Origin of the sequence: Oceanicola sp. 502str15, assembly GCF_024105635.1 — a bacterium.
Classification (GTDB): Bacteria; Pseudomonadota; Alphaproteobacteria; order Rhodobacterales; family Rhodobacteraceae; genus Vannielia.
In genome coordinates, this window is the sequence record NZ_WYDQ01000001.1 from 782,867 (window position 1) to 801,988 (window position 19,122).

The window sequence follows — 19,122 nt, forward strand, 5'->3', positions numbered from 1 at the left end:
TTATGGCACAGATAACGCTCGACAATCTCGCCCATTCCTACCTCGCCAACCCGGCGAGCGAGGATGATTTTGCCCTCAAGGAGCTCAACCACGTCTGGGAAGACGGCGCCGCCTACGCGCTGCTCGGCGCCTCCGGCTGCGGCAAGTCCACCCTGCTCAACATCATCTCCGGCCTGCTCCAGCCGTCCCGGGGCCGTATCCTCTTCGGCGATCAGGACGTCACCCACGCCCCCACCGCCGCGCGCAACATCGCCCAGGTGTTCCAGTTCCCGGTGGTCTACGACACCATGACCGTGCGCGATAACCTCGCGTTTCCATTGCGAAATCGCGGCCATGACGAGGCCTACGTCGCCGAGCGCGTGGGCGAGATCGCCCGGATGATCGGCATGGAAGAGGTGCTGGCAAAGAAGGCCCGCGGCCTCACCGCCGACGCCAAGCAGAAAATCTCCCTCGGCCGCGGCATGGTCCGCAAGGACGTCAACGCGCTGCTCTTCGACGAGCCGCTCACCGTGATCGACCCCCACATGAAGTGGGAGCTGCGCACCCAGCTCAAACAGCTTCACCACGATTTCGGCCACACGATGATCTACGTCACCCACGACCAGACAGAGGCGCTGACCTTCGCCGACAAGGTGGTGGTCATGCACGATGGCCGGGTGGTCCAGATCGGCACGCCCGAAGAGCTGTTCGAGCGCCCCGAACACACCTTCGTCGGCTACTTCATCGGCTCCCCGGGGATGAACCTGATCCCCGCCAAGGTCGAGGGCAACCGCGCCTATATCGACGGCGCCGAGCTGTCGCTGGCCCACGGCTATGGCGCCCCGCAAGGCAAGGTCGCCCTCGGCGTCCGCCCCGAATACGCCCGCCTCTCGGCCACCGAGGGCCTTCCGGTCAAGGTCCGCCGGGTGGAAGACGTGGGCCGCCACAAGATCGTGCGCGCCGAGTTTTTCGGCAACGAAATCAACGTGATCGCAGGGGAGGGGGACGAGATCGGCGCCGACATGACCCGCGTCGCCTTCGACCCCGCCCATGTGAACGTCTACGCCGACGACTGGCGCGTCAGCCCGGAGGTGGCGGCATGATGCACCACGGACTCTCCCCCCGCCATCCCGTCATCCTCGGGCTCGACCCGAGGATCTCCCTCAACCGGGCGGACCATCCTTCAAGAGATCCTCGGGTCAGGCCCGAGGATGACTCCCACAAGACGACCGCAGGAGCCGCCTGATGGAAAAGACCCAGAACAACAAGGCCTGGTTCCTCGTCCTCCCGGTCCTCATCCTCGTCGCCTTCTCCGCCGTCATCCCGCTAATGACCGTGGTCAATTATTCCGTGCAGGACACCTTCGGCAACAATCAGTTCTTCTGGGCCGGGCTCGAATGGTTCGAGGAAATGCTCCACTCCGACCGGATGTGGAACGCGCTCTGGCGGCAGATGGCCTTCTCCGGCATCATCCTCGCCATCGAAGTTCCGCTCGGCATCTTCGTTGCCCTGAACATGCCCAAGAAGGGCGTCTGGGCCTCGGTCTGCCTCGTCCTCATGTCGCTGCCGCTGCTGATCCCGTGGAACGTGGTCGGCACCATCTGGCAGATCTTCGGCCGCGTCGACATCGGCCTGCTCGGCCACACGCTCGAAGCCATCGGGATTGATTACAACTACACCCGCGACGTGCTCGACGCCTGGATCACCGTGGTCGTCATGGACGTCTGGCACTGGACCTCGCTCATCGCGCTCTTGGCCTACGCCGGCCTCCAGTCGATCCCCGATGCCTTCTACCAGGCCGCCAAGATCGACCAGGCCTCGCGCTGGAAGGTCTTCCGTTTCATCGAACTCCCCAAGATGCAGGGCGTGCTGATGATCGCGATCCTGCTGCGCTTCATGGACAGCTTCATGATCTACACCGAGCCCTTCGTCGTCACCGGCGGCGGCCCGGGCAATGCCACCACCTTCCTGTCCATCGACCTCGTGAAAATGGCGATCGGCCAGTTTGATCTCGGCCCGGCGGCCGCCTTCTCGATCATGTATTTCCTCGTGATCCTGCTGGTGAGCTGGGTGTTCTACACGGTCATGACCAACCTCGACAAAAGGGACGCGAAATGACGGACGCAACCGCAAACGCCCCCGCCATGAGCGCGCCCAAGGTGCGGGTGAAGGGCTCGGCCATCGTGATGGGCCTCTACCTGCTCTTCCTGCTGCTGCCGATCTACTGGCTGCTGAACATGAGCCTGAAGACCAACGCCGAAATCCTTGGCGGCTTCAGCCTCTTCCCGCAGGATCTGACCTTCGCCAACTACATGGTGATCCTGACCGACCCGAGCTGGTACATGGGCTACGTCAACTCGCTGATCTACGTGGTGATGAACACGGTGATCTCGGTCGCCGTGGCGCTTCCCGCGGCCTATGCCTTCTCCCGCTATCACTTCCTCGGCGACAAGCACTTCTTCTTCTGGCTGCTGACCAACCGCATGGCCCCGCCCGCCGTTTTCGCGCTGCCCTTCTTCCAGCTCTATTCCTCGGTCGGCCTCTTCGACACCCATATCGCCGTGGCCCTCGCACACTGCCTCTTCAACGTCCCCCTCGCGGTCTGGATCCTCGAAGGCTTCATGCGCGGCGTGCCAAAAGAGATCGACGAAACCGCCTATATCGACGGCTACTCCTTCCCCCGCTTCTTCGTGAAGATCTTCATGCCCCTGATCGCCAGCGGCATCGGCGTCGCCGCCTTCTTCTGCTTCATGTTCAGCTGGGTCGAACTGCTGCTCTCCCGCACCCTGACCACGGTGGATGCCAAACCCATCGCCGCCACCATGACCCGCACCGTCTCCGCCTCCGGCCTCGACTGGGGCGTGCTTGCGGCAGCAGGGGTGCTCACCATCGTGCCCGGCGCCCTCGTCATCTACTTCGTACGCAACTACATCGCCAAGGGCTTCGCCCTGGGGAGGGTGTGATGCAACGTTTTGTTAACCCTCCCGCCGTCATCCTCGGGCTCGACCCGAGGATCTCCAGCCAACGAGATTCTCTGGTCAAGCCAGAGAATGACGGTGGAGAACGGCGCGATGGAACAGCAAATGTCGGTCTACATCATGACCAACAAGCCGCGCGGAACGCTCTACATCGGCGTGACGGGAGGACTCATCGGGCGGGTCTGGCAGCACCGCACCCACGCGCTGCCGGGCTTCACCGACCTCTACAACCTCGACAAGTTGGCCTGGTACGAAATGCATGCGGCGCCGACCACCGCGCTCCAGCGGGAGAAATCCCTCAAGCGCTGGTATCGGCAATGGAAGATCGAGCTGATCGAGAAGGCCAACCCCGACTGGCGAGACCTCTGGTACGAGATCTGCCCCGAGGCGGGGGCCGACGCCCGGGCCTGACGCCCGTCATCCTCGGGCTTGACCCGATGATCTCCCGCCAACCCTCGCGCCCAGCCACAAGAGATCCTCGGGTCAAGCCCGAGGATGACAGCAGTGCGCACCATCACACCGAAGGGAGCCGCTGACATGGACTGGATGGCATGGACATGGCCCACCGCCATATTCTTCCTCGTGATCGCAACTCTGCTGATCACCTTCACCGTTCTGGCAATCCGCTACCCCGAGACCCCTCGCAAGGGCGTGCTCCAGATCGAAACCACAAGGGGCGACCGCCTCTTCATCACCCTTCTCGGCTCGGCCTTCATCAACCTGGCCTGGCTCGGATTGACCGGCATCGCCCAACCCTGGGCGCTGGTCCTCTGCCTGATCTATGCCGCAGCGGTGTTCCGCTGGGTCTAGCGCAGGAATAACGGCCGCGACCAACGCGGCGCTTCATAACCCTTAAGGGAGGAGAAAACATGAAGCTCAATCTCAGATCATCCACCGCCTTTACCGGCGGCCTCGCGGTGGCGCTCAGCCTCGCCGTGATGCCGGCGTTTGCAGGCATGGACGAGGCACGCGAGTTCCTCGATGCCGAAATCGGCGATCTTTCCACGCTTAGCCGGGAAGATCAGGAAGCCGAGATGCAGTGGTTCGTCGATGCCGCGCAGCCCTTTGCCGGCATGGACATCAAGGTGGTCTCCGAAACCATCACCACCCACGAGTACGAGGCCCAGGTGCTGGCCCGGGCCTTCACCGCGATCACCGGCATCCAGATCACCCACGACCTCATCGGCGAGGGTGACGTGGTTGAAAAGCTGCAAACCCAGATGCAGTCGGGCGAGAACGTCTATGATGCCTACATCAACGATAGCGACCTGATCGGCACCCACTGGCGCTACCAGCAGGCCCACAACCTGACCGACTGGATGGCGGGCGAGGGGGCAGACGTCACCAACCCCGGCCTCGACCTTGAAGACTTCATCGGCCTCAGCTTCACCACCGGCCCCGATGGCAAGGTCTACCAGCTGCCCGACCAGCAGTTCGCCAACCTCTACTGGTTCCGCTACGACTGGTTCAACGACGAGAAGACCAAGGCAGACTTCAAGGAAGCCTATGGCTACGACCTTGGCGTGCCGGTCAACTGGTCGGCCTATGAAGACATCGCAGAGTTCTTCACCGGGCGTGACATGTCCTACGCCGGCGGCCCGTCCGAGGGCGTCTACGGCAACATGGACTACGGCAAGAAAGACCCGTCCCTCGGCTGGCGCTACACCGACGCGTGGATGTCCATGGCCGGCATGGGCGACAAGGGTGAGCCCAACGGCCTGCCGGTCGACGAGTGGGGCATTCGTGTGAACGAAAACTCCCAACCCGTCGGCTCCTGCACCGCCCGTGGCGGCGCCACCAACGGCCCCGCCGCCGTCTACGCCGTGACCAAGGCCATCGAGTGGCTCCAGAAGTACTCGCCCCCGGCAGCCGCCGGCATGACCTTCGGCGAGGCCGGCCCGGTGCCGGCACAGGGCTCCATCGCCCAGCAGATGTTCTGGTACACCGCCTTCACCGCCGACATGGTGGGTGACGGTGCCTCCGCGGTGCTCAACGAGGACGGCACGCCCAAGTGGCGCATGGCCCCCTCGCCGCATGGCGCCTACTGGGAAGAGGGCACCAAGATCGGCTACCAGGACGCCGGCAGCTGGACGCTGCTGAAGTCCACGCCCATCGACCGTGCCAAGGCGGCCTGGCTCTACGCCCAGTTCGTCACTTCCAAGACCGTGGACGTGAAGAAAAGCCACGTCGGCCTGACCTTCATCCGCGAAAGCACGATCCAGGACGAGAGCTTCACCGAGCGCGCCCCCAAGCTGGGCGGTCTGGTCGAGTTCTACCGCTCGCCCGCGCGGGTGCAGTGGTCGCCCACCGGCACCAACGTGCCTGACTACCCGAAGCTGGCACAGCTCTGGTGGCAGAACATCGGTGACGCAATGTCGGGCGCAAAATCCCCTCAGGAGGCGCTGGACTCGCTCTGCGCCGATCAGGAGCGGGTGCTGGAGCGGCTTGAGCGCGCAGGCGTTCAGGGCGATCTCGGCCCGGTGCTGAACGAGGAGAAGGACCCGCAGGAATGGCTCGACGCGCCCGGCGCGCCCAAGGCCAAGCTCGACAACGAGGATCCGACCCCGGAGACCATCAGCTACGACGAGCTGATCGCCTCCTGGAACTGAGTTACCTCCCCAGGCCGGGGCTGCCCATCAGGGTGGCCCCGGCCGCTTTTGCTTTGACAGGCCCGCAATGCACCCGTCACCCTGCTCCGCAAGCCAAGCTGCCATGACGGAGCCCCACCTTGCACATTCGCCCCGCACCGCCGCCGCGCAACGTGTTCCTGAAACGCGCCGCAATCGTGGTGGTGGCCGTGGTGCTCATCATGATCGTGGCCGCGCCCTTCGTCGGGCGCACCCGCCCGCCGCGCGAGGCCATGGCCGACGACATGCTCCATGCCTTCGACGGGCGCGCGCTGGCCGCGCTGTCGCCCTCGGGCGATCCGGTCTCCATGCCGGTGGGGCCGGGGCTGAAGCCCTACACCATGCTCTGTTCGCGCCACGAGCGCGCCTGGCGCGGGTTGATGGGCACCGCCACGCCAACCCGCCCCGATGCCTTCAGCTGCGTGCTGCGCGTGGCACTGGAGGGCGGGCTGCTGCACCGGCTGGTGATCGAGGCCATCGCCATGCCCGAAAGCCCGCCGCCCGAGGCGCTGGAAGAGGCCGGGGCCATGTGGCTCGACGGTTTCCTTCTGCTGCCGCTCGATGCAGAACACCTCGGCCTGCGCCTGCGCTGAGCTGCGCCCCATACGCGGCCCCAACCCCGCGCTGACCCACAGGGAGGATCCCCCATGACCTACATTCTCGCCATCGACCAGGGCACCACCTCCTCCCGCGCAATCCTCTTCGACGAGGCCCTGCGCCCCGCCGCCACCGCGCAGCAGGAGTTCACCCAGCATTTCCCGGCCTCCGGCTGGGTCGAGCACGAGGCCTCCGACCTCTGGTCCACCACCGCCGCCACCTGCCGCGCCGCGATCGAGAAGGCCGGGGCGAGCAGCGCCGACATCGCCGCCATCGGCATCACCAACCAGCGCGAAACCACCGTGGTCTGGGAGCGCGCCACGGGCCGCGCCATCCACAACGCCATCGTCTGGCAAGACAGGCGCACCGCCGATTTCTGCCGTGATCTCAAGGAGAAGGGCCACGAAGACGCGGTGACGCAAGCCACCGGCCTGCTGCTCGACCCGTATTTCTCCGGCACCAAGCTGCGCTGGATCCTCGACAATGTCGAAGGCGCGCGCGCCAAGGCCGAGGCCGGCGAGCTGGCCTTCGGCACCGTCGATTCATGGCTCATCTGGCACCTGACGGGCGGCAAGGCCCATGTCACCGACGCCACCAACGCCGCCCGCACCATGCTGTATGATATTCGCCGTGGCGAATGGTCCGAAGAGATGTGCAAGCTCCTCGATATTCCCATGTCGATGCTCCCCGAGGTCAAGGACTGCGCCGCAGACTTCGGCACCACTCGCCCCGACCTTTTCGGCGGCCACGAGATCCCGATCCTCGGCGTCGCGGGCGACCAGCAGGCCGCCACCGTCGGGCAGGCCTGCTTCCAGCCCGGCATGATGAAATCCACCTATGGAACCGGCTGCTTTGCCCTGCTCAATACCGGCGCCGATCCGGTGAAATCCGAGAACCGCCTGCTCACCACCATCGCCTACCAGCTCGACGGCAAGCCGACCTATGCGCTCGAAGGCTCCATCTTCGTGGCCGGGGCGGTGGTGCAATGGCTGCGCGACGGCCTCAAGCTGATCCGCGAGGCGGGCGAGACCCAGCCGCTGGCCGAAACCGCCGACACGGGGCAGGGGGTGGTGATGGTGCCCGCCTTCACCGGCCTCGGCGCGCCCTATTGGGATGCTGACTGCCGGGGCGCGGTGTTTGGCCTGACGCGGGCGACCGGCCCGGCGGAGTTTGCCCGCGCCGCGCTGGAAAGCGTGGGCTACCAGACCCGCGATCTGCTGGAGGCGATGCACGCCGACTGGAGCGGGGCGGAGGACACCGCGTTGCGGGTAGACGGGGGCATGAGCGCGTCGGATTGGGCCATGCAGTTTCTCTCCGACATCATCGGTGCCCCGGTCGACCGCCCCAAGGTGCTGGAGACCACGGCGATGGGCGCGGCATGGCTCGCCGGGCATCGGGCCGGGGTCTATCCCGATCAGGTCGGCTTTGCCGAAACCTGGGCGCTCGATCGCAGCTTTGCGCCCCAGATGCCCGAGGCGGAGCGCGAAGAGAAGTATGCCCGCTGGCGGCGCGCGGTTAAGGCAACCCTCTCGTTCTGAACGGGGCGTTATCAGCGTACGCTATGTCAAAAAATGTATGCACGGGATGTGTACGGGTTGTGCACGGGTTGTGACTCCCGTTTTTCGTGGTTAACGCCCCGCCAACTGGTCCAGCCCGTCGCGCAACTGGGCAGCGGTGATCCGCTCAAGCTCCGCCTCGATCTTCGCATGGGTCTCGCGCCAGATCGGCAGCGCCTGTTTCAGCAGCTCGCGGCCCTCGTCGGTGAGCAGCAACCTCTTGGCTCGCTTGTCTTTTTCGTCCGGCTCCTGCCGCATCAGGCCACGCCGTTCCAGCACCTTCACCGCGGCGGTGAGGGTGGTGCGGTCCATTCCGAGCTGCCCGGTCAGATCGGTGAGGCGCGGCGGGGCAGGGCGGTTGAGACTCATCAACAGGCTGAACTGCCCGTTGGTCAGGTTAAGTGACCGAAAAACCTCATCAAATACCCGCGCCAACTGCCGCGCCGCCCGCTGCGCCCGCAGGCAGAGGCAGGCCCATCCGACCTCATGGGTCACGTCAAGGGGGAGGTCCGGGTCCATCATGCCTTATGTTGATGTCAACTGTAATCCATGTCAAGCTGAGCCCGCAATGCGTCATCATGGAGTTGAATGCAATGGCTTACATTCAGGGCTTCCTGCTCGCCGTTCCGCAGGAAAACAAGGCGAAATACAAGGAAATGGCCGAGCAGGCGCTCGAGATGTTCAAGGGCTACGGCTGCATCGGCTTGCAGGAAAACTGGGGAGTCGACGTGCCCGACGGCAAGGTCACCAGCTTCCCCATGGCCACCAAGATGGAAGAGGGCGAGGTTTGCCTGTTTTCATGGGTGGTCTGGCCCGACAAGGCCACCTGCGACAAGGCCGCCGAACAGATGATGAAGGACATGGAGGGCAAGGAGATGCCCGCGATGCCGTTTGATGGAATGCGGATGATGTGGGGCGGCTTCGAGCCGCTGGTGTCCTGGGGGGAGGGGTCCGTGGCATGATCCGCCAAACGCTTGCAATCATGGCCTTTCTGGCGGCCGGCCCCGGCGCGGCGCAGGACATGGCGATGGACCTCACCAAGACCGATCTCGCCACGCTGAAGGCTGGCACCTACACCCTCGATCCGGCCCATTCGAGCCTGATTTTCGAGGTGAACCACATCGGCATTTCCACCTTCCGCGCCAGCTTCGACAGCTTCACCGTCACGCTGGAGCTGGACCCCGCCAACCCCGCCACCGCCCAGCTGACCGCCAGCATCGACGTCACCTCGCTCGACATTCCAACCCCCGAGCCCGAGGGCTTTCGCGCCATGCTCATGGCCCCGCCCTGGTTCGACGCCGAAAATCACCCGCAGATCACGCTGCAGAGCAGCGCCATCACCCTGGGTGAGGCGCGCAACGCGCAACTGGCCGGAACGCTGACAATAAACGGAAAATCGGCCCCAATCACCATGACTGTCACCGCGCTCGGCGGCTGGGAGGGCAATCAGTACGACCCCAACGCAAGGATCGGTTTTCACGCCGAGGGCAGCTTCAGCCGCTCCGCCGTGGGGTTCGACGTGGGCCTGCCGCCCCCCGGCACCACCATGGGCGTCTCCGACGAGGTGATCTTTTCCATCGACACCGAGTTCACCGGCCCGCCGTGGGAAGGTTGACTGGGCATTAACGAGACATTTGCAATTCTGGGGCATTCTCCCCGTATTGACGCCGCTCCGGGGGCGGGGCAGCGTAACGCCGATGATCGACAGTGCACAAACACCCGCTCCGCCCTCCGGCTTTCACGCTCTTGCGGTGCTCTCGCCCGTCGATCAGGCGATGGGGCCGTGGTTCGTGCGCGAAAATGACGATGGCTCGCGCACCGTGGGCTTTCGGATCGAAGACAAGCACCTCAACGTCAACGGGGTGTGCCACGGCGGGGTTACGGCCACGTTTGCCGACATTCTCGCCCGCGTGTTCAACGAAACCTACAGCGGCCGGCCCGGTGCCTCGCCGCTGGTGGGCAAGATGGCGACGATCACGCTGGATATCGACTATCTCGGCCCGGGCCGCCCCGGCGCCTGGATCGAAGCGACCCCGGTCGTGATCAAGCGGACCGGAAAAATGCTGTTTACTCAAGCGCTTATATCGGATGGCGACACGCCGATCGCGCGCTGCAAGGCAATCTATCGCCTGTTCCAGAAAAAAGGCGGGACCGACTGAGCGCCGGTCCCGCCTGTTCACGAGGGAACGTGATGGCTATCAGGCGACCAGCGTCACCGTCGAGGCGAAGAACATCGCCTGGCTGACGGCAAGGCGCACCTGCTCTTCGGTATAGGGCTTGGTGATCAGGAACACCGGCTCCGGCTTTTCGCCGGTCAGCAGGCGCTCGGGGAAGGCGGTGATGAAGATCACCGGCATCTCGCCGAACTCGCCCAGAATGTCGTTCACCGCTTCGATGCCCGAGCTGTTGTCGGCCAGCTGAATGTCGGCCAGGATCATGTCGGGGCGTTCCTGCTGAGCCAGCTGAACCGCACCCTTGTGGGTCCGGGCCACACCCGTCACGCGGTGGCCCATCTGGCCGACCACGGTTTCGAGATCCATGGCGATGATCGCTTCGTCTTCGATCACCATCACCTTGCCGCTGATCGACTTGGCCATCTCTTCCTGCGCGGTGGCCACCATCTCTTCGGCCTCCGTTTCGGTGCAGTTGGTGATCTCGCCGATCTGCGCATAGGAAAACTGCTCGATGGTATAGAGCAGCAGCGCCTCACGGGTGCCGGGTGTCAGCGGCGCCATGTGGCGTTGGGCTTGCGCGGCCAGAAAGCTGTCGCCCTCGGAGGCTTCCACCGGCGCGCCGGAGCTGGTCCAGATTGCGTGGAAGGCGGAAAAGAGCGCCACCCGCGGGCTGCGGGAGCGGTCGCCCAGGTCCGGATCGTCCAGCATCGCCTCCAGCGTTGCGGCGGCATAAGCGTCGCCCGATTTCTGACTGCCTGTCAGCGCACGCGAGTAGCGTCGCAGATAGGGGAGTTCTCGCGCGATACCGTCAGCAAAGCTTTCGGAAGGTGCACTGTTCATATTGCCTTACCCATTTTCTTATTGGCGTTCCGGAACCAAACTCGCCGGAAAACGTTTGGTTCCAAATTTTTTGGGAACCTATCGCGGCCATGGGGGTTTAGGCCTTGGATACCCTGTGCGACGGTGCAGCGCGGGGCAGTGGAAAGGCAAGACGGAAGAGATGAAAGAGCAGCAAAAAGACACAAACGGCGGACTGCGCCGGCAGATTGATGAAAACTTGCGCCGGGTGTTCCAGGCGCAGGTCGAAGAAGACGTGCCTGACAGATTTACGGATTTGCTGAACCGCCTGCGTGCTCAGGACGGTGAAGGCGGATCTAAAAAATGAACAGCCCTTCAGACGAACAGAACAAGGTCGATCCCCGCGAGGAGATCGTCGAGCATCTGCCTGCCATGCGGGCCTTTGCAATGAGCCTCGCCCGAAATTCCGCTCAGGCCGACGATCTGGTGCAGGATTCGGTGGTGAAAGCCTGGAGCAACTTCGACAAGTTCAAACCCGGCACCAACCTGCGCGCCTGGCTCTTCACCATCCTGCGCAACACCTTCTACTCCGCCCGCCGCAAATCGGGCCGTGAGGTCGCCGATGTCGATGGTGTCATGGCCGGCAGCCTTGCCTCCAAGCCTGATCATGACGGTCGCCTTGCCCTTGCCGATTTCCAGAGGGCCTTTACCACGCTGCCGGACGAACAGCGCGAAACGCTCTGGCTGGTCGGCGCGCTCGGCATGTCCTACGATGAAGCCGCCGAAACCGTCGGCTGCGCCGTGGGCACCGTGAAGAGCCGGGCCAACCGGGCACGGGCACGCCTGGCCGAGATGCTGCATCTGAAGGAAGACGAGAAGCTGGAGCTTACAGATCAAAGCACCATGGCGGTTGTTGCCGCCAGCATCACCCCGCTCGGTTGAGCGAGGGGCATGTGAAGTCTCTTACCCAATCGCTGGTCTTCAGGGTCGCCGTCATGCTGTCGGTGGCCCTCTTGCCTGTCGGCATCATCGCCCTGATGCAAACGGCCAATGTCTCGCGCCAGGCCTCCGAGCTGAACCGCTCGGCCCTGTTCGGCCGCACCGTGGCCGATGCCGAGGACATGCGCGATCTGCTGCACGGCGGCTTTGCCTCCGCCCGCGTGCTGGCCACCTCCGTCGTCGGCCTGCGCAACGACCCTGCCGCCTGCGTCGACCTCATGCGCCAGCTTGTCGACCGGAGCGTCGTCTTCACCCTCGCGATGTTCGTCGACGAGAACTACCAGAGCAATTGCAACTCGCAGGGCAGGTCCATCGACCTGACCGGCTCCGAGTTTTCTGAGACGATGACGCTCAATCGCGTGCCCATGGCAGACCTGCTGGCCCGTGGTCGCGTTACCGGGGCCGAGGTCATGGTGCTCGCCTATCCGGTCTACCAGGACGGCATATACCTCGGGTTCGTCTCGATCTCGATCGACGAAGAGGACCTGTCGCGCCAGGAAGCCAAGGCCGACACGCCGCTGGAGGGCACTGAAGAGCTTCAACCCATCGACCTGATCACCTTCACCGACGAAGGCAAGGTTCTGATGTCGGACATCGAGGGCGACGAGCTGGCGGCCGAACTCCCGGCCGATGTCTCGCTGCGCTCCCTGGCGGGCGGCGGCGTCACGGCGTTTTCGTCCCAGAGCGTCGGCGGCGAGGCGCGGGTCTATACGCTGGTGCCGATCATCCCCGGCCTCGTGCACGCCATCGCCATCTGGCAGGACGAGTCCCCCACCGGCATCAACTGGTATGGCGGGGCGGTCTTTCCGATCCTGATGTGGCTGATTTCCCTCGGGGTTGCCTATATCGCCGTGCACCGCCTCGTGCTGGTCCACATCCGCCGCCTGAGGGCGCGGATGATCCGCTTTGCGGCCGGTCATCGCAGCATGAGGCCCAATGACGACATCTCCAACCGGGCCCCCTCCGAGCTGCGCGAGATGAACGAAACCTTTGCCAGCATGGCCGACACCATCCTGCACGACGAGGCCGAGCTGGAAGACGGGCTGCACGAGAAGAACCTGCTGCTGCGCGAAGTGCACCACCGGGTCAAGAACAACCTCCAGCTCATCGCCTCGATCATGAACATGGAGATCCGCAAGGCCAGCGACGACGACACCCGCGCAACCCTGCGCCGCATCCTCGACCGGGTGCTCGGCCTCGCCACGGTGCATTCGAGCCTCTATCAGACCTCGCGTCTCTCGATCGTTCATGCCGATGCCCTGCTGGGTGCGATCCTGCGGCAAACCCTCTCAACGGCCCTGCCGAAAGAGGCCGGCGTGCGGCCGAAGACCGAGATCGAGGGGCTGACCCTTGCGCCCGACCAAGCCGTGCCCGTCGCCCTGCTGACGACCGAGGCAGTGACGAACGCAACCAAGCACATGGGGCATCCCGAGGGCCCCGGCACCGCTTGGCTGACCATCCGGCTCGAAGAACTGGAGCCGGTGCCACACAGCGATGACGAGATGGAAGATGCCCTGCATTCCCGCGCCCGGCTCACCGTCGAAAACTCCACCGGAAGCCCGCTGACCGGAGATTTCACGCCACCTTCCAGCAACGGCCTGGGGAGCCAACTCATCCGGGCCTTTGCCGCGCAGCTCGGTGGCAAGCTTGAGGTGGAAGAGCGCGATGGGCAGTACCACCTGTCCGTGACCTTCCCGATCGAAGACCAGCCCCAAGGTGCGCCCGAGGCAGAGGTGGCGCCCGGCGAACGCACCGTGCCACCGACCCCGCTGCCGTTCTCCCCCGAGGAGGGTGGCGCGGCATGAACCCGTCGGGCCAGAACGTGCCCCCGGCGTCTTCAACGGCTGATCCTCCGCGCATGCTCATTACCGCCTCGGCGGCCTATCCGGCCTTCGAGCGGGCGATCCTCGCCGCGCGGGAGCGGATCAACATGAGCTTCCGCATCTTCGACCTGCGCACCAGGCTGCACAGCGCCGAGGCGCAGGTGGTGGGTCAGAGCTGGTCCGACCTGCTGGCCGATGCCCTGCAGCGCGGGGTCGACATTCGCCTCGTCATTGCGGACTTCGACCCGCTCGGCGCGCCCGACCTGCATCGCGGCACATGGCGCACGATGCGGCAATGCGCCGGCCTGCGCGAAATCGCCGGTGAGGCCGGAACCGGCCATCTCGAGGTGATCGCGGCCCGCCATCCCGCGCGGATCGGCTCGGTTCCGGGCACGCTGCTCTGGCCGGTGGCCGCCCACAGGCTCCGCAAGGCGGCGCGCATGCTCAACGAGCTTCCGGCGGGCGAACGCCGCCGCTTTCTGTCCGAAGCGCCGCGCCTGAGGCCGAACCTTCATGTCGACGATACGCCCGAGGGCCGGGTGCGGCCCGACTTTGCCCACCGCTTTCGGCTCACGCCGGTCACGCATCACCAGAAACTGGCGGTGATCGACGGCGAAACGCTCTATATTGGCGGGCTAGATCTGGACGAGCGGCGCTGGGACGGACCGCTTCATGACCAGCCCGCGCGAAACACCTGGCACGATACCCAGATGCTGTTTCATGACCCGGCGCTGGCGCAGGTGGCCGAGCGCCATCTGAACGCATTCCTCGCCCAGACCGCCGGGCAGAAGCCGGTTGAAGACGGGCAGGGCGGTGAGGCAAGCGAGGGGCGGAGCCGGCGGTTTCTGTCCACACTCTCGGCCCCGGCACGCTTTGCGCCCCTGCGCTTTTCGCCAAAGAGCCTGTCGACCGGCCTTTTGCGGGCACATAAGGCGCGGGCCGCAGAGGCGCGGCACCTTATTTACATCGAAACCCAGTACTTCCGCGACCGGCGCCTTGCCAAGGCCCTGGCCGAGCGCGCCCGGCTGGAGCCGGGGGTATGCCTGATCCTCGTGTTGCCCTCCGCCCCGGAAGAGGTAGCCTTTTCAAGCGGCGGCAGCGATGCCCGCTACGGTGAGTTCCTGCAGGCCCGGTGCCTGCGGATCGTCAAGAAGGCCTTCGGCAAGCGGCTCATGGTGCTCTCCCCGGCGCAACGTCGGCAGCCCAAGGGCGCCGAGGAGGAAGCGGGCGAAGAGGCCGTGGGGGCGCCTGACGGCTCCACCGCAGAGGCCAGTGCCCACGGGCGCGCGGTCTTGCTTGGCGCGCCGGTGATCTACGTGCACGCCAAGGTCTCGATCTTCGATCAGGACTGCGCCATCGTCTCCTCCGCCAACCTCAACGGGCGCAGCCTGCATTGGGATACCGAGGCCGGTGTGGAGCTGGCCGAGCCGGCCATCGTGGCGGGCATGCGCGCTCAGGTCGTTTCGCATTGGTATCCCGATTGCGAAGGCGCGGCGCGCGACGAGATGGTTGATCCGAAGACCGCCTTTAAGGCCTGGGCGCGGGCCGCCAGGGACGACGCCGCCCGCCCGCCCGAGGACCGGGCGGGCCTTCTGCTACCCTACGACATGCGCCCCGGCCGCCGTTTCGGAATGGCGGTGCCGGGGATTCCCGAAGAGATGGTCTGAGCCAGCCGTCTATTCGCTCGCCGCGGCGCGGGCGGCTTGGGCTTGCTGGTGTTCCTCTTCGCGTTCCAACTCCTCGGCCTGACGCTGCTTGGCCACCGCCATCAGCGCTTCGTCCGGCTTCATCAGATCGGCGACCAGAAGCAGCCAGAGCAGCACCGGAATGGCCACAAAGCCGCCCAGCGGGCCCCAGACCCACAGGAAAAACACCAGCGACAGGAAGATGAGCAGTGGGTTCACCTTGAGCGTCTTGCCGACGAGCGAGGGCGTAACGAACTGGCCCTCGGTCACGTTCATGCAAAGGTAGATCCCCACCGGCATGACCGCCATCACCCCGTCAAACGACACGATCCCGCCCAGCAGCAGCACCGTCGCAAAGATCGCGGGGCCGAGGTAGGGCACGAAGTTGACGGCAAAGGCAGCCACCCCCCAGAGGATGGGCGAGGTCATGCCAAGCAGGGTCATCGCCACGGCCACGGCCACACCAAGGCACGCATTGATCAGGGTGATGGTGATGAAATACCGCGAAACCATATGCTCGGCGGCCATGAGCGAAGACTTGTAGCGCTCGCGCTCGCTGCCTGCACGCCCGCCCAGGGCCTTCGCCCCCCACGTGTAGACGCTGTCGCGCGTGAACAGGAAAAAGAACAGGACGCCGGTAAAGATCATCAGCTGTGCCGCGATCGTCGGGGCGAGGGCGATGGCGTCGATGGCCGAGGGCAGGGCGACGGCGCTCTCGCCGCCGTTGTCGGCTCCGGCCATGCCGGGCACCGCGTCGGGGCTGATTGCCTCCTTCACGTCCTCCGTCATCTGGTTGAGGCCGCGCAGGGCATCCTGGAATTGGCGCAGGGTCTCCTGCAACTCCTGCCAGACAAACGGCAGCTGCTCCAGTGCCCGCCAGAGGACGGGCTCGAACAGCAGGGCTAGAACGGTGAAAGCAACGAGCACGAAGGCCAGCACCCCACCTGCAGCGGCAGATCGCGGCAGGCCAAGGCGCAATAGAAAGGCGATGGCGGGTGACAGAATAACCCCGGTGATGAGCGCCAGCACCATCGGCGCCAGCAGGGGCGCGGCGACCTTCATCGCGGCGACCGTGAGAATGGCGGCGATGATCGCCAACGGCATGGTGACGAAGCGGGAGCTTGTCATGTTCTGGTGACTCCTCGGTGGCAAGGGAACGAGGGATAACTGGCGATCCGGCTGGGTCGAAATGGCCGCTCACGATGAAATCTGCCCGGCAACCGGTCTGGCCGGTGCCGGGCAGTATATAGCACGCTAGAAACGCCCCCCATAGGGAGCGTTTCTGCTTTTGGTGGTGTCAGCCACCCTCATATTCGGGGAAGCTCTTCAGCTGCTCCTCGGTGGTGTTGACGTAGGCACGCAGGTCGTCGCCTTCAGCCTGCTTCTGCAGCGAGATGCCGTCGAAGCTGATGGCAACCGGCTTTTCGCCAATGCCGAGGAAACCGCCAACGTCGATCACGGCGTCCGTCACCATGCCATCGGAGGAGATCAGGACTTCGGAGATCTCGCCAACGCGGTTGTCTTCGGAGTCGTAGACCGGCAGGCCGCTCAGGTCTTCGGACGACAGTTCAGTGACCATCACTTCCGAGTAGCCGTCACGGGTGAAGCCTTCCATGGTGCCGGCGTCGTCGGCAGGAGCTTCGGCCATGTCGGTTTCTGCGGCTTCGGGAGCAACAGTCTCTTCGGCTGCGTCACCTTCGGCCACTTCTTCTTCAGCGATCATCGACTCATCGGCGGTGTCACCAGCTTCAGCCATCTCTTCCTGGGCTTCATCGCCCGCGGCTTCGACGGTCTCACCGGCTTCGGCCATTTCTTCCTGAGCTTCGTCGCCGGCTTCTTCCATGGCGTCGCCTGCTTCAGCCATTTCTTCGGACGCGGTATCACCCGCCTCTTCCATGGTGGCTTCTGCGTCGGCAACTTCTTCGTTCATCTCCGCTTCGGCTTCGTCGGCGGCATTGTCGCCGGCTTCAGCCATCTCCGTCATCTCCTCGGAGGAGTTCGGATCGGCGGCCATGGGATCGGCGGTCACGTCGTCGCCTTCGGCCATGTCGACCTCTTCGCCGGGCGTTTCTTCCAGCGGGGTGGCGACGGTGCCGTCAGCGGCTTCGGCCTGCTCCATCTCGGCAGGTTGGGTGGCTTCGAAGGCCGGGGCCTGGTCCAGCGCTTCGCGGCTGGAGGAGATGGTCACGAAGTAGGTGCCGGGCGAGTTGCTGTCGGGCACGAGGTTCAGCGAGTCCATGGTGAGGGCAACCGGCTTTTCGCCGATGCCGAGGAAGCCGCCTACGTCGACGATCACACCTTCCACTTCACCCGTGCGGGCGAGGATCACGTCGCTGACTTCACCGATGTCTTCCCAGGCAGCGTCTGCCTCGGCAACACCTTCTTCGGCGACAGCGGCGTCTTCCGACATCGCGTAGACGCGCTTGCCGATGAAGTCGCTGGCCATCACGTCCTGCGGGTCTGCAGTCTGGATGAAGCCACCGTTCTCGGGGGCCGTGTTTGTCTCGGGTGCCGTGGTGTCCTGCGCGAAGACAGGCATCGCCAGCGACGCCGTAAGAGCGGTCGTTGCAAGAATGCGTTTCATTTTGGTCTCTCCGGATTTCTGGTTTCAGAAATTGCGGCTCGTGTCTTTGCCGCTTGTGGGGAGAGAACTGAGGAATTGGGGGAATGTTCCGGCGAAATAAACGGAAGTGTTGTGGAACAATTTTTCAATTTGCGCGTTAGAGCGCCCCTTTAACGCCGTGCCATTCGGCATGTTTCCGCCGTTGCGGGAAACAAAATCCTCGGCGATCCTTCATAGGGTGACGCGCGATACCGGTGCAAACAGCAAAAGGGGCGCCACTGAGGCGCCCCTTCGATCGTGCGATGTGCACATCTGTTACGGCGTGCGTCCGCGCATTGCCCGGGCGACCATGGCCACCACGAAGAGCACGAGGAACACGAAGAAGAGCACCTGCGCGATACCGGCACTGGCGCTTGCGATGCCACCGAAGCCGAACAGAGCGGCGATCAGGGCGATCACGAGGAAGGTAAGAGCCCATCCAAGCATGGTTGATTTCCTTTCAGTTCACTGTGGTCGGGAATTCTTTGTTTCCCGATCTTGCATTCACAACACGCCATCCCCAGAGACGGTTCCGCGAATTATTTTCACGACTTCTCCGGAACCTTTGAGAGGGCTGCCGGTTGAATTGTCGAATGACACAATGGAATTTAAAAGGAGACGTCACATGGCACAGGCCAAGACGACCGACACCAGCAGCCCGTCCGACGAAATCTCGGCCCAGATCGAAGCCCTGAAAGCCGATATCGCAGGGCTCACCGGCGCTGTCGCCGACCTTGGTCGCGCGAAGGGTGCCGAGTTCCAATCCTACGCGCGCACCAAGGCATCCGACGCCAAAGCGAAGGCCCAGGAAGGCGCCGACTACATGAAGCAGAACGCTGAGTTCGCCTATGGCAAGGCCAACGACTTTGTCGTGGAACGCCCGGCAACGGCGCTGGGCATCGCGGCAGCCGTGGGCTTTTTGGTCGGTCATTTCGCGTCGCGGAAATAACATGTTGCAGGCTTTGAAACTGAGCCTGGCGCAGGGTCTGCGCCGGGCGGGCTTTTCGCTGGGCGCGGGGCTGTGCTTTCTGGTCGGTGCGGCCTTTCTGACAGTCGCCGGCTGGATCTTTCTGGTGGAAACCACGTCCACCCAGACGGCGGCGCTGATTGTGGGCGCGATCTGGTTTGCGCTCGGCTTCATCCTGCTCGGGCTGTCCCGTGTACGGCCCGCCTCACACCATGCCGCCACACACCATACTGCCAAACCGGCACACGGCCCTGCCAAGGCCGATCCCTTCGGGTTGGCGCAGGCCTTCCTGTTCGGAATGCAAGCGGGGCAGAACACAGGCCGGAGGAGCTGACAG

General features: G+C 64.5%; 22 protein-coding genes. 17 read left to right on the plus strand and 5 right to left on the minus strand.

Annotated features, from left to right (window positions below):
* Nucleotides 1-2 precede the first annotated feature (2 nt).
* The 8 genes from GTH22_RS03695 to glpK all read left to right on the plus strand — a co-directional run bounded on the left by GTH22_RS03695 (nt 3) and on the right by glpK (nt 7,719).
* Nucleotides 3-1,082: an ABC transporter ATP-binding protein gene (locus tag GTH22_RS03695; RefSeq protein WP_252943285.1), complete on the plus strand. Its 1,080-nt coding sequence runs from the start codon at nt 3-5 to the stop codon at nt 1,080-1,082.
* Between the two features lie 142 nt (nt 1,083-1,224).
* Nucleotides 1,225-2,097 carry a carbohydrate ABC transporter permease gene (locus GTH22_RS03700; protein WP_252943286.1) on the plus strand — a complete coding sequence of 291 codons (873 nt, stop codon included), beginning with the start codon at nt 1,225-1,227 and terminating at the stop codon, nt 2,095-2,097.
* Nucleotides 2,094-2,942, plus strand: coding sequence for a carbohydrate ABC transporter permease (locus GTH22_RS03705; protein WP_371928312.1), 849 nt, complete (start codon nt 2,094-2,096; stop codon nt 2,940-2,942). Before GTH22_RS03700 ends, GTH22_RS03705 begins: the two co-directional genes overlap by 4 nt.
* A gap of 87 nt (nt 2,943-3,029) precedes the next feature.
* Entirely contained in the window at nt 3,030-3,368 is a 339-nt protein-coding gene (locus tag GTH22_RS03710; protein WP_252943289.1) for a GIY-YIG nuclease family protein, read from the plus strand.
* A 126-nt stretch (nt 3,369-3,494) separates the two neighbouring features.
* Complete coding sequence (locus tag GTH22_RS03715) at nt 3,495-3,767, plus strand: DUF2160 domain-containing protein (protein ID WP_252943291.1); 273 nt, start codon at nt 3,495-3,497, stop codon at nt 3,765-3,767.
* A gap of 59 nt (nt 3,768-3,826) precedes the next feature.
* The gene (locus tag GTH22_RS03720; protein ID WP_252943292.1) at nt 3,827-5,566 is read left to right on the plus strand and encodes an ABC transporter substrate-binding protein; all 1,740 of its coding nucleotides are present in this window, start codon (nt 3,827-3,829) and stop codon (nt 5,564-5,566) included.
* 119 nt (nt 5,567-5,685) lie between these two features.
* Nucleotides 5,686-6,177 carry a hypothetical protein gene (locus GTH22_RS03725; protein ID WP_252943293.1) on the plus strand — a complete coding sequence of 164 codons (492 nt, stop codon included), beginning with the start codon at nt 5,686-5,688 and terminating at the stop codon, nt 6,175-6,177.
* A 54-nt stretch (nt 6,178-6,231) separates the two neighbouring features.
* A complete protein-coding gene (gene glpK, locus GTH22_RS03730) occupies nt 6,232-7,719 on the plus strand; it encodes a glycerol kinase GlpK (protein WP_252943294.1) in 1,488 nt (495 codons plus the stop codon).
* 90 nt (nt 7,720-7,809) lie between these two features.
* On the opposite strand, the gene GTH22_RS03735 is transcribed toward glpK, so the two are convergent.
* Entirely contained in the window at nt 7,810-8,259 is a 450-nt protein-coding gene (locus GTH22_RS03735) for a MarR family winged helix-turn-helix transcriptional regulator (protein WP_252943295.1), read from the minus strand.
* Nucleotides 8,260-8,330: 71 nt separating this feature from the next.
* Between GTH22_RS03735 and GTH22_RS03740 the strand changes: the two genes are divergently transcribed.
* The 3 genes from GTH22_RS03740 to GTH22_RS03750 all read left to right on the plus strand — a co-directional run bounded on the left by GTH22_RS03740 (nt 8,331) and on the right by GTH22_RS03750 (nt 9,896).
* Nucleotides 8,331-8,699, plus strand: a complete 369-nt coding sequence (locus tag GTH22_RS03740) for a DUF1428 domain-containing protein (protein WP_252943296.1) — start codon at nt 8,331-8,333, stop codon at nt 8,697-8,699.
* Nucleotides 8,696-9,352, plus strand: a complete 657-nt coding sequence (locus GTH22_RS03745) for a YceI family protein (protein ID WP_252943297.1) — start codon at nt 8,696-8,698, stop codon at nt 9,350-9,352. The genes GTH22_RS03740 and GTH22_RS03745 overlap by 4 nt, the downstream gene beginning before the upstream one ends.
* Nucleotides 9,353-9,434: 82 nt before the next feature.
* On the plus strand, nt 9,435-9,896 hold the full coding sequence (locus GTH22_RS03750) for a PaaI family thioesterase (RefSeq protein WP_252943298.1): 462 nt from the start codon (nt 9,435-9,437) through the stop codon (nt 9,894-9,896).
* 39 nt (nt 9,897-9,935) lie between these two features.
* Here GTH22_RS03750 and GTH22_RS03755 read toward each other — a convergent pair whose 3' ends face one another.
* Nucleotides 9,936-10,751 (minus strand): response regulator, encoded by an 816-nt coding sequence (locus GTH22_RS03755; RefSeq protein ID WP_252943299.1) that lies wholly within the window; start codon nt 10,749-10,751, stop codon nt 9,936-9,938.
* 160 nt (nt 10,752-10,911) lie between these two features.
* Here GTH22_RS03755 and GTH22_RS03760 point away from each other — a divergent pair, with 160 nt between their 5' ends.
* From GTH22_RS03760 to GTH22_RS03775, 4 genes are read left to right on the plus strand one after another with little or no spacing between them, the layout of a single operon-like run.
* Complete coding sequence (locus tag GTH22_RS03760; RefSeq protein WP_252943300.1) at nt 10,912-11,076, plus strand: NepR family anti-sigma factor; 165 nt, start codon at nt 10,912-10,914, stop codon at nt 11,074-11,076.
* The gene (locus tag GTH22_RS03765; protein ID WP_252943301.1) at nt 11,073-11,651 is read left to right on the plus strand and encodes an RNA polymerase sigma factor; all 579 of its coding nucleotides are present in this window, start codon (nt 11,073-11,075) and stop codon (nt 11,649-11,651) included. Before GTH22_RS03760 ends, GTH22_RS03765 begins: the two co-directional genes overlap by 4 nt.
* Before the next feature lie 11 nt (nt 11,652-11,662).
* Entirely contained in the window at nt 11,663-13,513 is a 1,851-nt protein-coding gene (locus GTH22_RS22240) for a sensor histidine kinase (protein WP_252943302.1), read from the plus strand.
* A gap of 53 nt (nt 13,514-13,566) precedes the next feature.
* Complete coding sequence (locus GTH22_RS03775; RefSeq protein ID WP_252943303.1) at nt 13,567-15,198, plus strand: phosphatidylserine/phosphatidylglycerophosphate/cardiolipin synthase family protein; 1,632 nt, start codon at nt 13,567-13,569, stop codon at nt 15,196-15,198.
* Between the two features lie 9 nt (nt 15,199-15,207).
* Here GTH22_RS03775 and GTH22_RS03780 read toward each other — a convergent pair whose 3' ends face one another.
* From GTH22_RS03780 to GTH22_RS03790, 3 genes are all read right to left on the minus strand, one after another.
* Complete coding sequence (locus GTH22_RS03780) at nt 15,208-16,344, minus strand: AI-2E family transporter (protein WP_252943304.1); 1,137 nt, start codon at nt 16,342-16,344, stop codon at nt 15,208-15,210.
* A 169-nt stretch (nt 16,345-16,513) separates the two neighbouring features.
* Nucleotides 16,514-17,800, minus strand: coding sequence for a PRC-barrel domain-containing protein (locus GTH22_RS03785; RefSeq protein WP_252943305.1), 1,287 nt, complete (start codon nt 17,798-17,800; stop codon nt 16,514-16,516).
* 294 nt (nt 17,801-18,094) lie between these two features.
* Nucleotides 18,095-18,265, minus strand: a complete 171-nt coding sequence (locus GTH22_RS03790; RefSeq protein ID WP_222468961.1) for a DUF1328 domain-containing protein — start codon at nt 18,263-18,265, stop codon at nt 18,095-18,097.
* 178 nt (nt 18,266-18,443) lie between these two features.
* Here GTH22_RS03790 and GTH22_RS03795 point away from each other — a divergent pair, with 178 nt between their 5' ends.
* On the plus strand, nt 18,444-18,767 hold the full coding sequence (locus GTH22_RS03795; RefSeq protein WP_252943306.1) for a YqjD family protein: 324 nt from the start codon (nt 18,444-18,446) through the stop codon (nt 18,765-18,767).
* A gap of 1 nt (nt 18,768) precedes the next feature.
* Nucleotides 18,769-19,119, plus strand: a complete 351-nt coding sequence (locus tag GTH22_RS03800; RefSeq protein ID WP_252943307.1) for a phage holin family protein — start codon at nt 18,769-18,771, stop codon at nt 19,117-19,119.
* Nucleotides 19,120-19,122: the final 3 nt, after the last annotated feature.

Bases quoted from the DNA above. Each gene is read 5' to 3' on its own strand.
- GTH22_RS03735 (WP_252943295.1), bottom strand. From the start codon at position 8,259: ATGATGGACCCGGACCTCCCCCTTGACGTGACCCATGAGGTCGGATGG.
- GTH22_RS03740 (WP_252943296.1), top strand. From the start codon at position 8,331: ATGGCTTACATTCAGGGCTTCCTGCTCGCCGTTCCGCAGGAAAACAAG.
- GTH22_RS03715 (WP_252943291.1), top strand. From the start codon at position 3,495: ATGGACTGGATGGCATGGACATGGCCCACCGCCATATTCTTCCTCGTG.
- GTH22_RS03705 (WP_371928312.1), top strand. From the start codon at position 2,094: ATGACGGACGCAACCGCAAACGCCCCCGCCATGAGCGCGCCCAAGGTG.
- GTH22_RS03775 (WP_252943303.1), top strand. From the start codon at position 13,567: ATGCTCATTACCGCCTCGGCGGCCTATCCGGCCTTCGAGCGGGCGATC.
- GTH22_RS03745 (WP_252943297.1), top strand. From the start codon at position 8,696: ATGATCCGCCAAACGCTTGCAATCATGGCCTTTCTGGCGGCCGGCCCC.
- GTH22_RS03700 (WP_252943286.1), top strand. From the start codon at position 1,225: ATGGAAAAGACCCAGAACAACAAGGCCTGGTTCCTCGTCCTCCCGGTC.
- GTH22_RS03800 (WP_252943307.1), top strand. From the start codon at position 18,769: ATGTTGCAGGCTTTGAAACTGAGCCTGGCGCAGGGTCTGCGCCGGGCG.
- GTH22_RS03755 (WP_252943299.1), bottom strand. From the start codon at position 10,751: ATGAACAGTGCACCTTCCGAAAGCTTTGCTGACGGTATCGCGCGAGAA.
- GTH22_RS03710 (WP_252943289.1), top strand. From the start codon at position 3,030: ATGACGGTGGAGAACGGCGCGATGGAACAGCAAATGTCGGTCTACATC.
- GTH22_RS03765 (WP_252943301.1), top strand. From the start codon at position 11,073: ATGAACAGCCCTTCAGACGAACAGAACAAGGTCGATCCCCGCGAGGAG.
- GTH22_RS03795 (WP_252943306.1), top strand. From the start codon at position 18,444: ATGGCACAGGCCAAGACGACCGACACCAGCAGCCCGTCCGACGAAATC.
- glpK (WP_252943294.1), top strand. From the start codon at position 6,232: ATGACCTACATTCTCGCCATCGACCAGGGCACCACCTCCTCCCGCGCA.
- GTH22_RS03785 (WP_252943305.1), bottom strand. From the start codon at position 17,800: ATGAAACGCATTCTTGCAACGACCGCTCTTACGGCGTCGCTGGCGATG.
- GTH22_RS03760 (WP_252943300.1), top strand. From the start codon at position 10,912: ATGAAAGAGCAGCAAAAAGACACAAACGGCGGACTGCGCCGGCAGATT.
- GTH22_RS03695 (WP_252943285.1), top strand. From the start codon at position 3: ATGGCACAGATAACGCTCGACAATCTCGCCCATTCCTACCTCGCCAAC.
- GTH22_RS03780 (WP_252943304.1), bottom strand. From the start codon at position 16,344: ATGACAAGCTCCCGCTTCGTCACCATGCCGTTGGCGATCATCGCCGCC.
- GTH22_RS03750 (WP_252943298.1), top strand. From the start codon at position 9,435: ATGATCGACAGTGCACAAACACCCGCTCCGCCCTCCGGCTTTCACGCT.
- GTH22_RS03790 (WP_222468961.1), bottom strand. From the start codon at position 18,265: ATGCTTGGATGGGCTCTTACCTTCCTCGTGATCGCCCTGATCGCCGCT.
- GTH22_RS03720 (WP_252943292.1), top strand. From the start codon at position 3,827: ATGAAGCTCAATCTCAGATCATCCACCGCCTTTACCGGCGGCCTCGCG.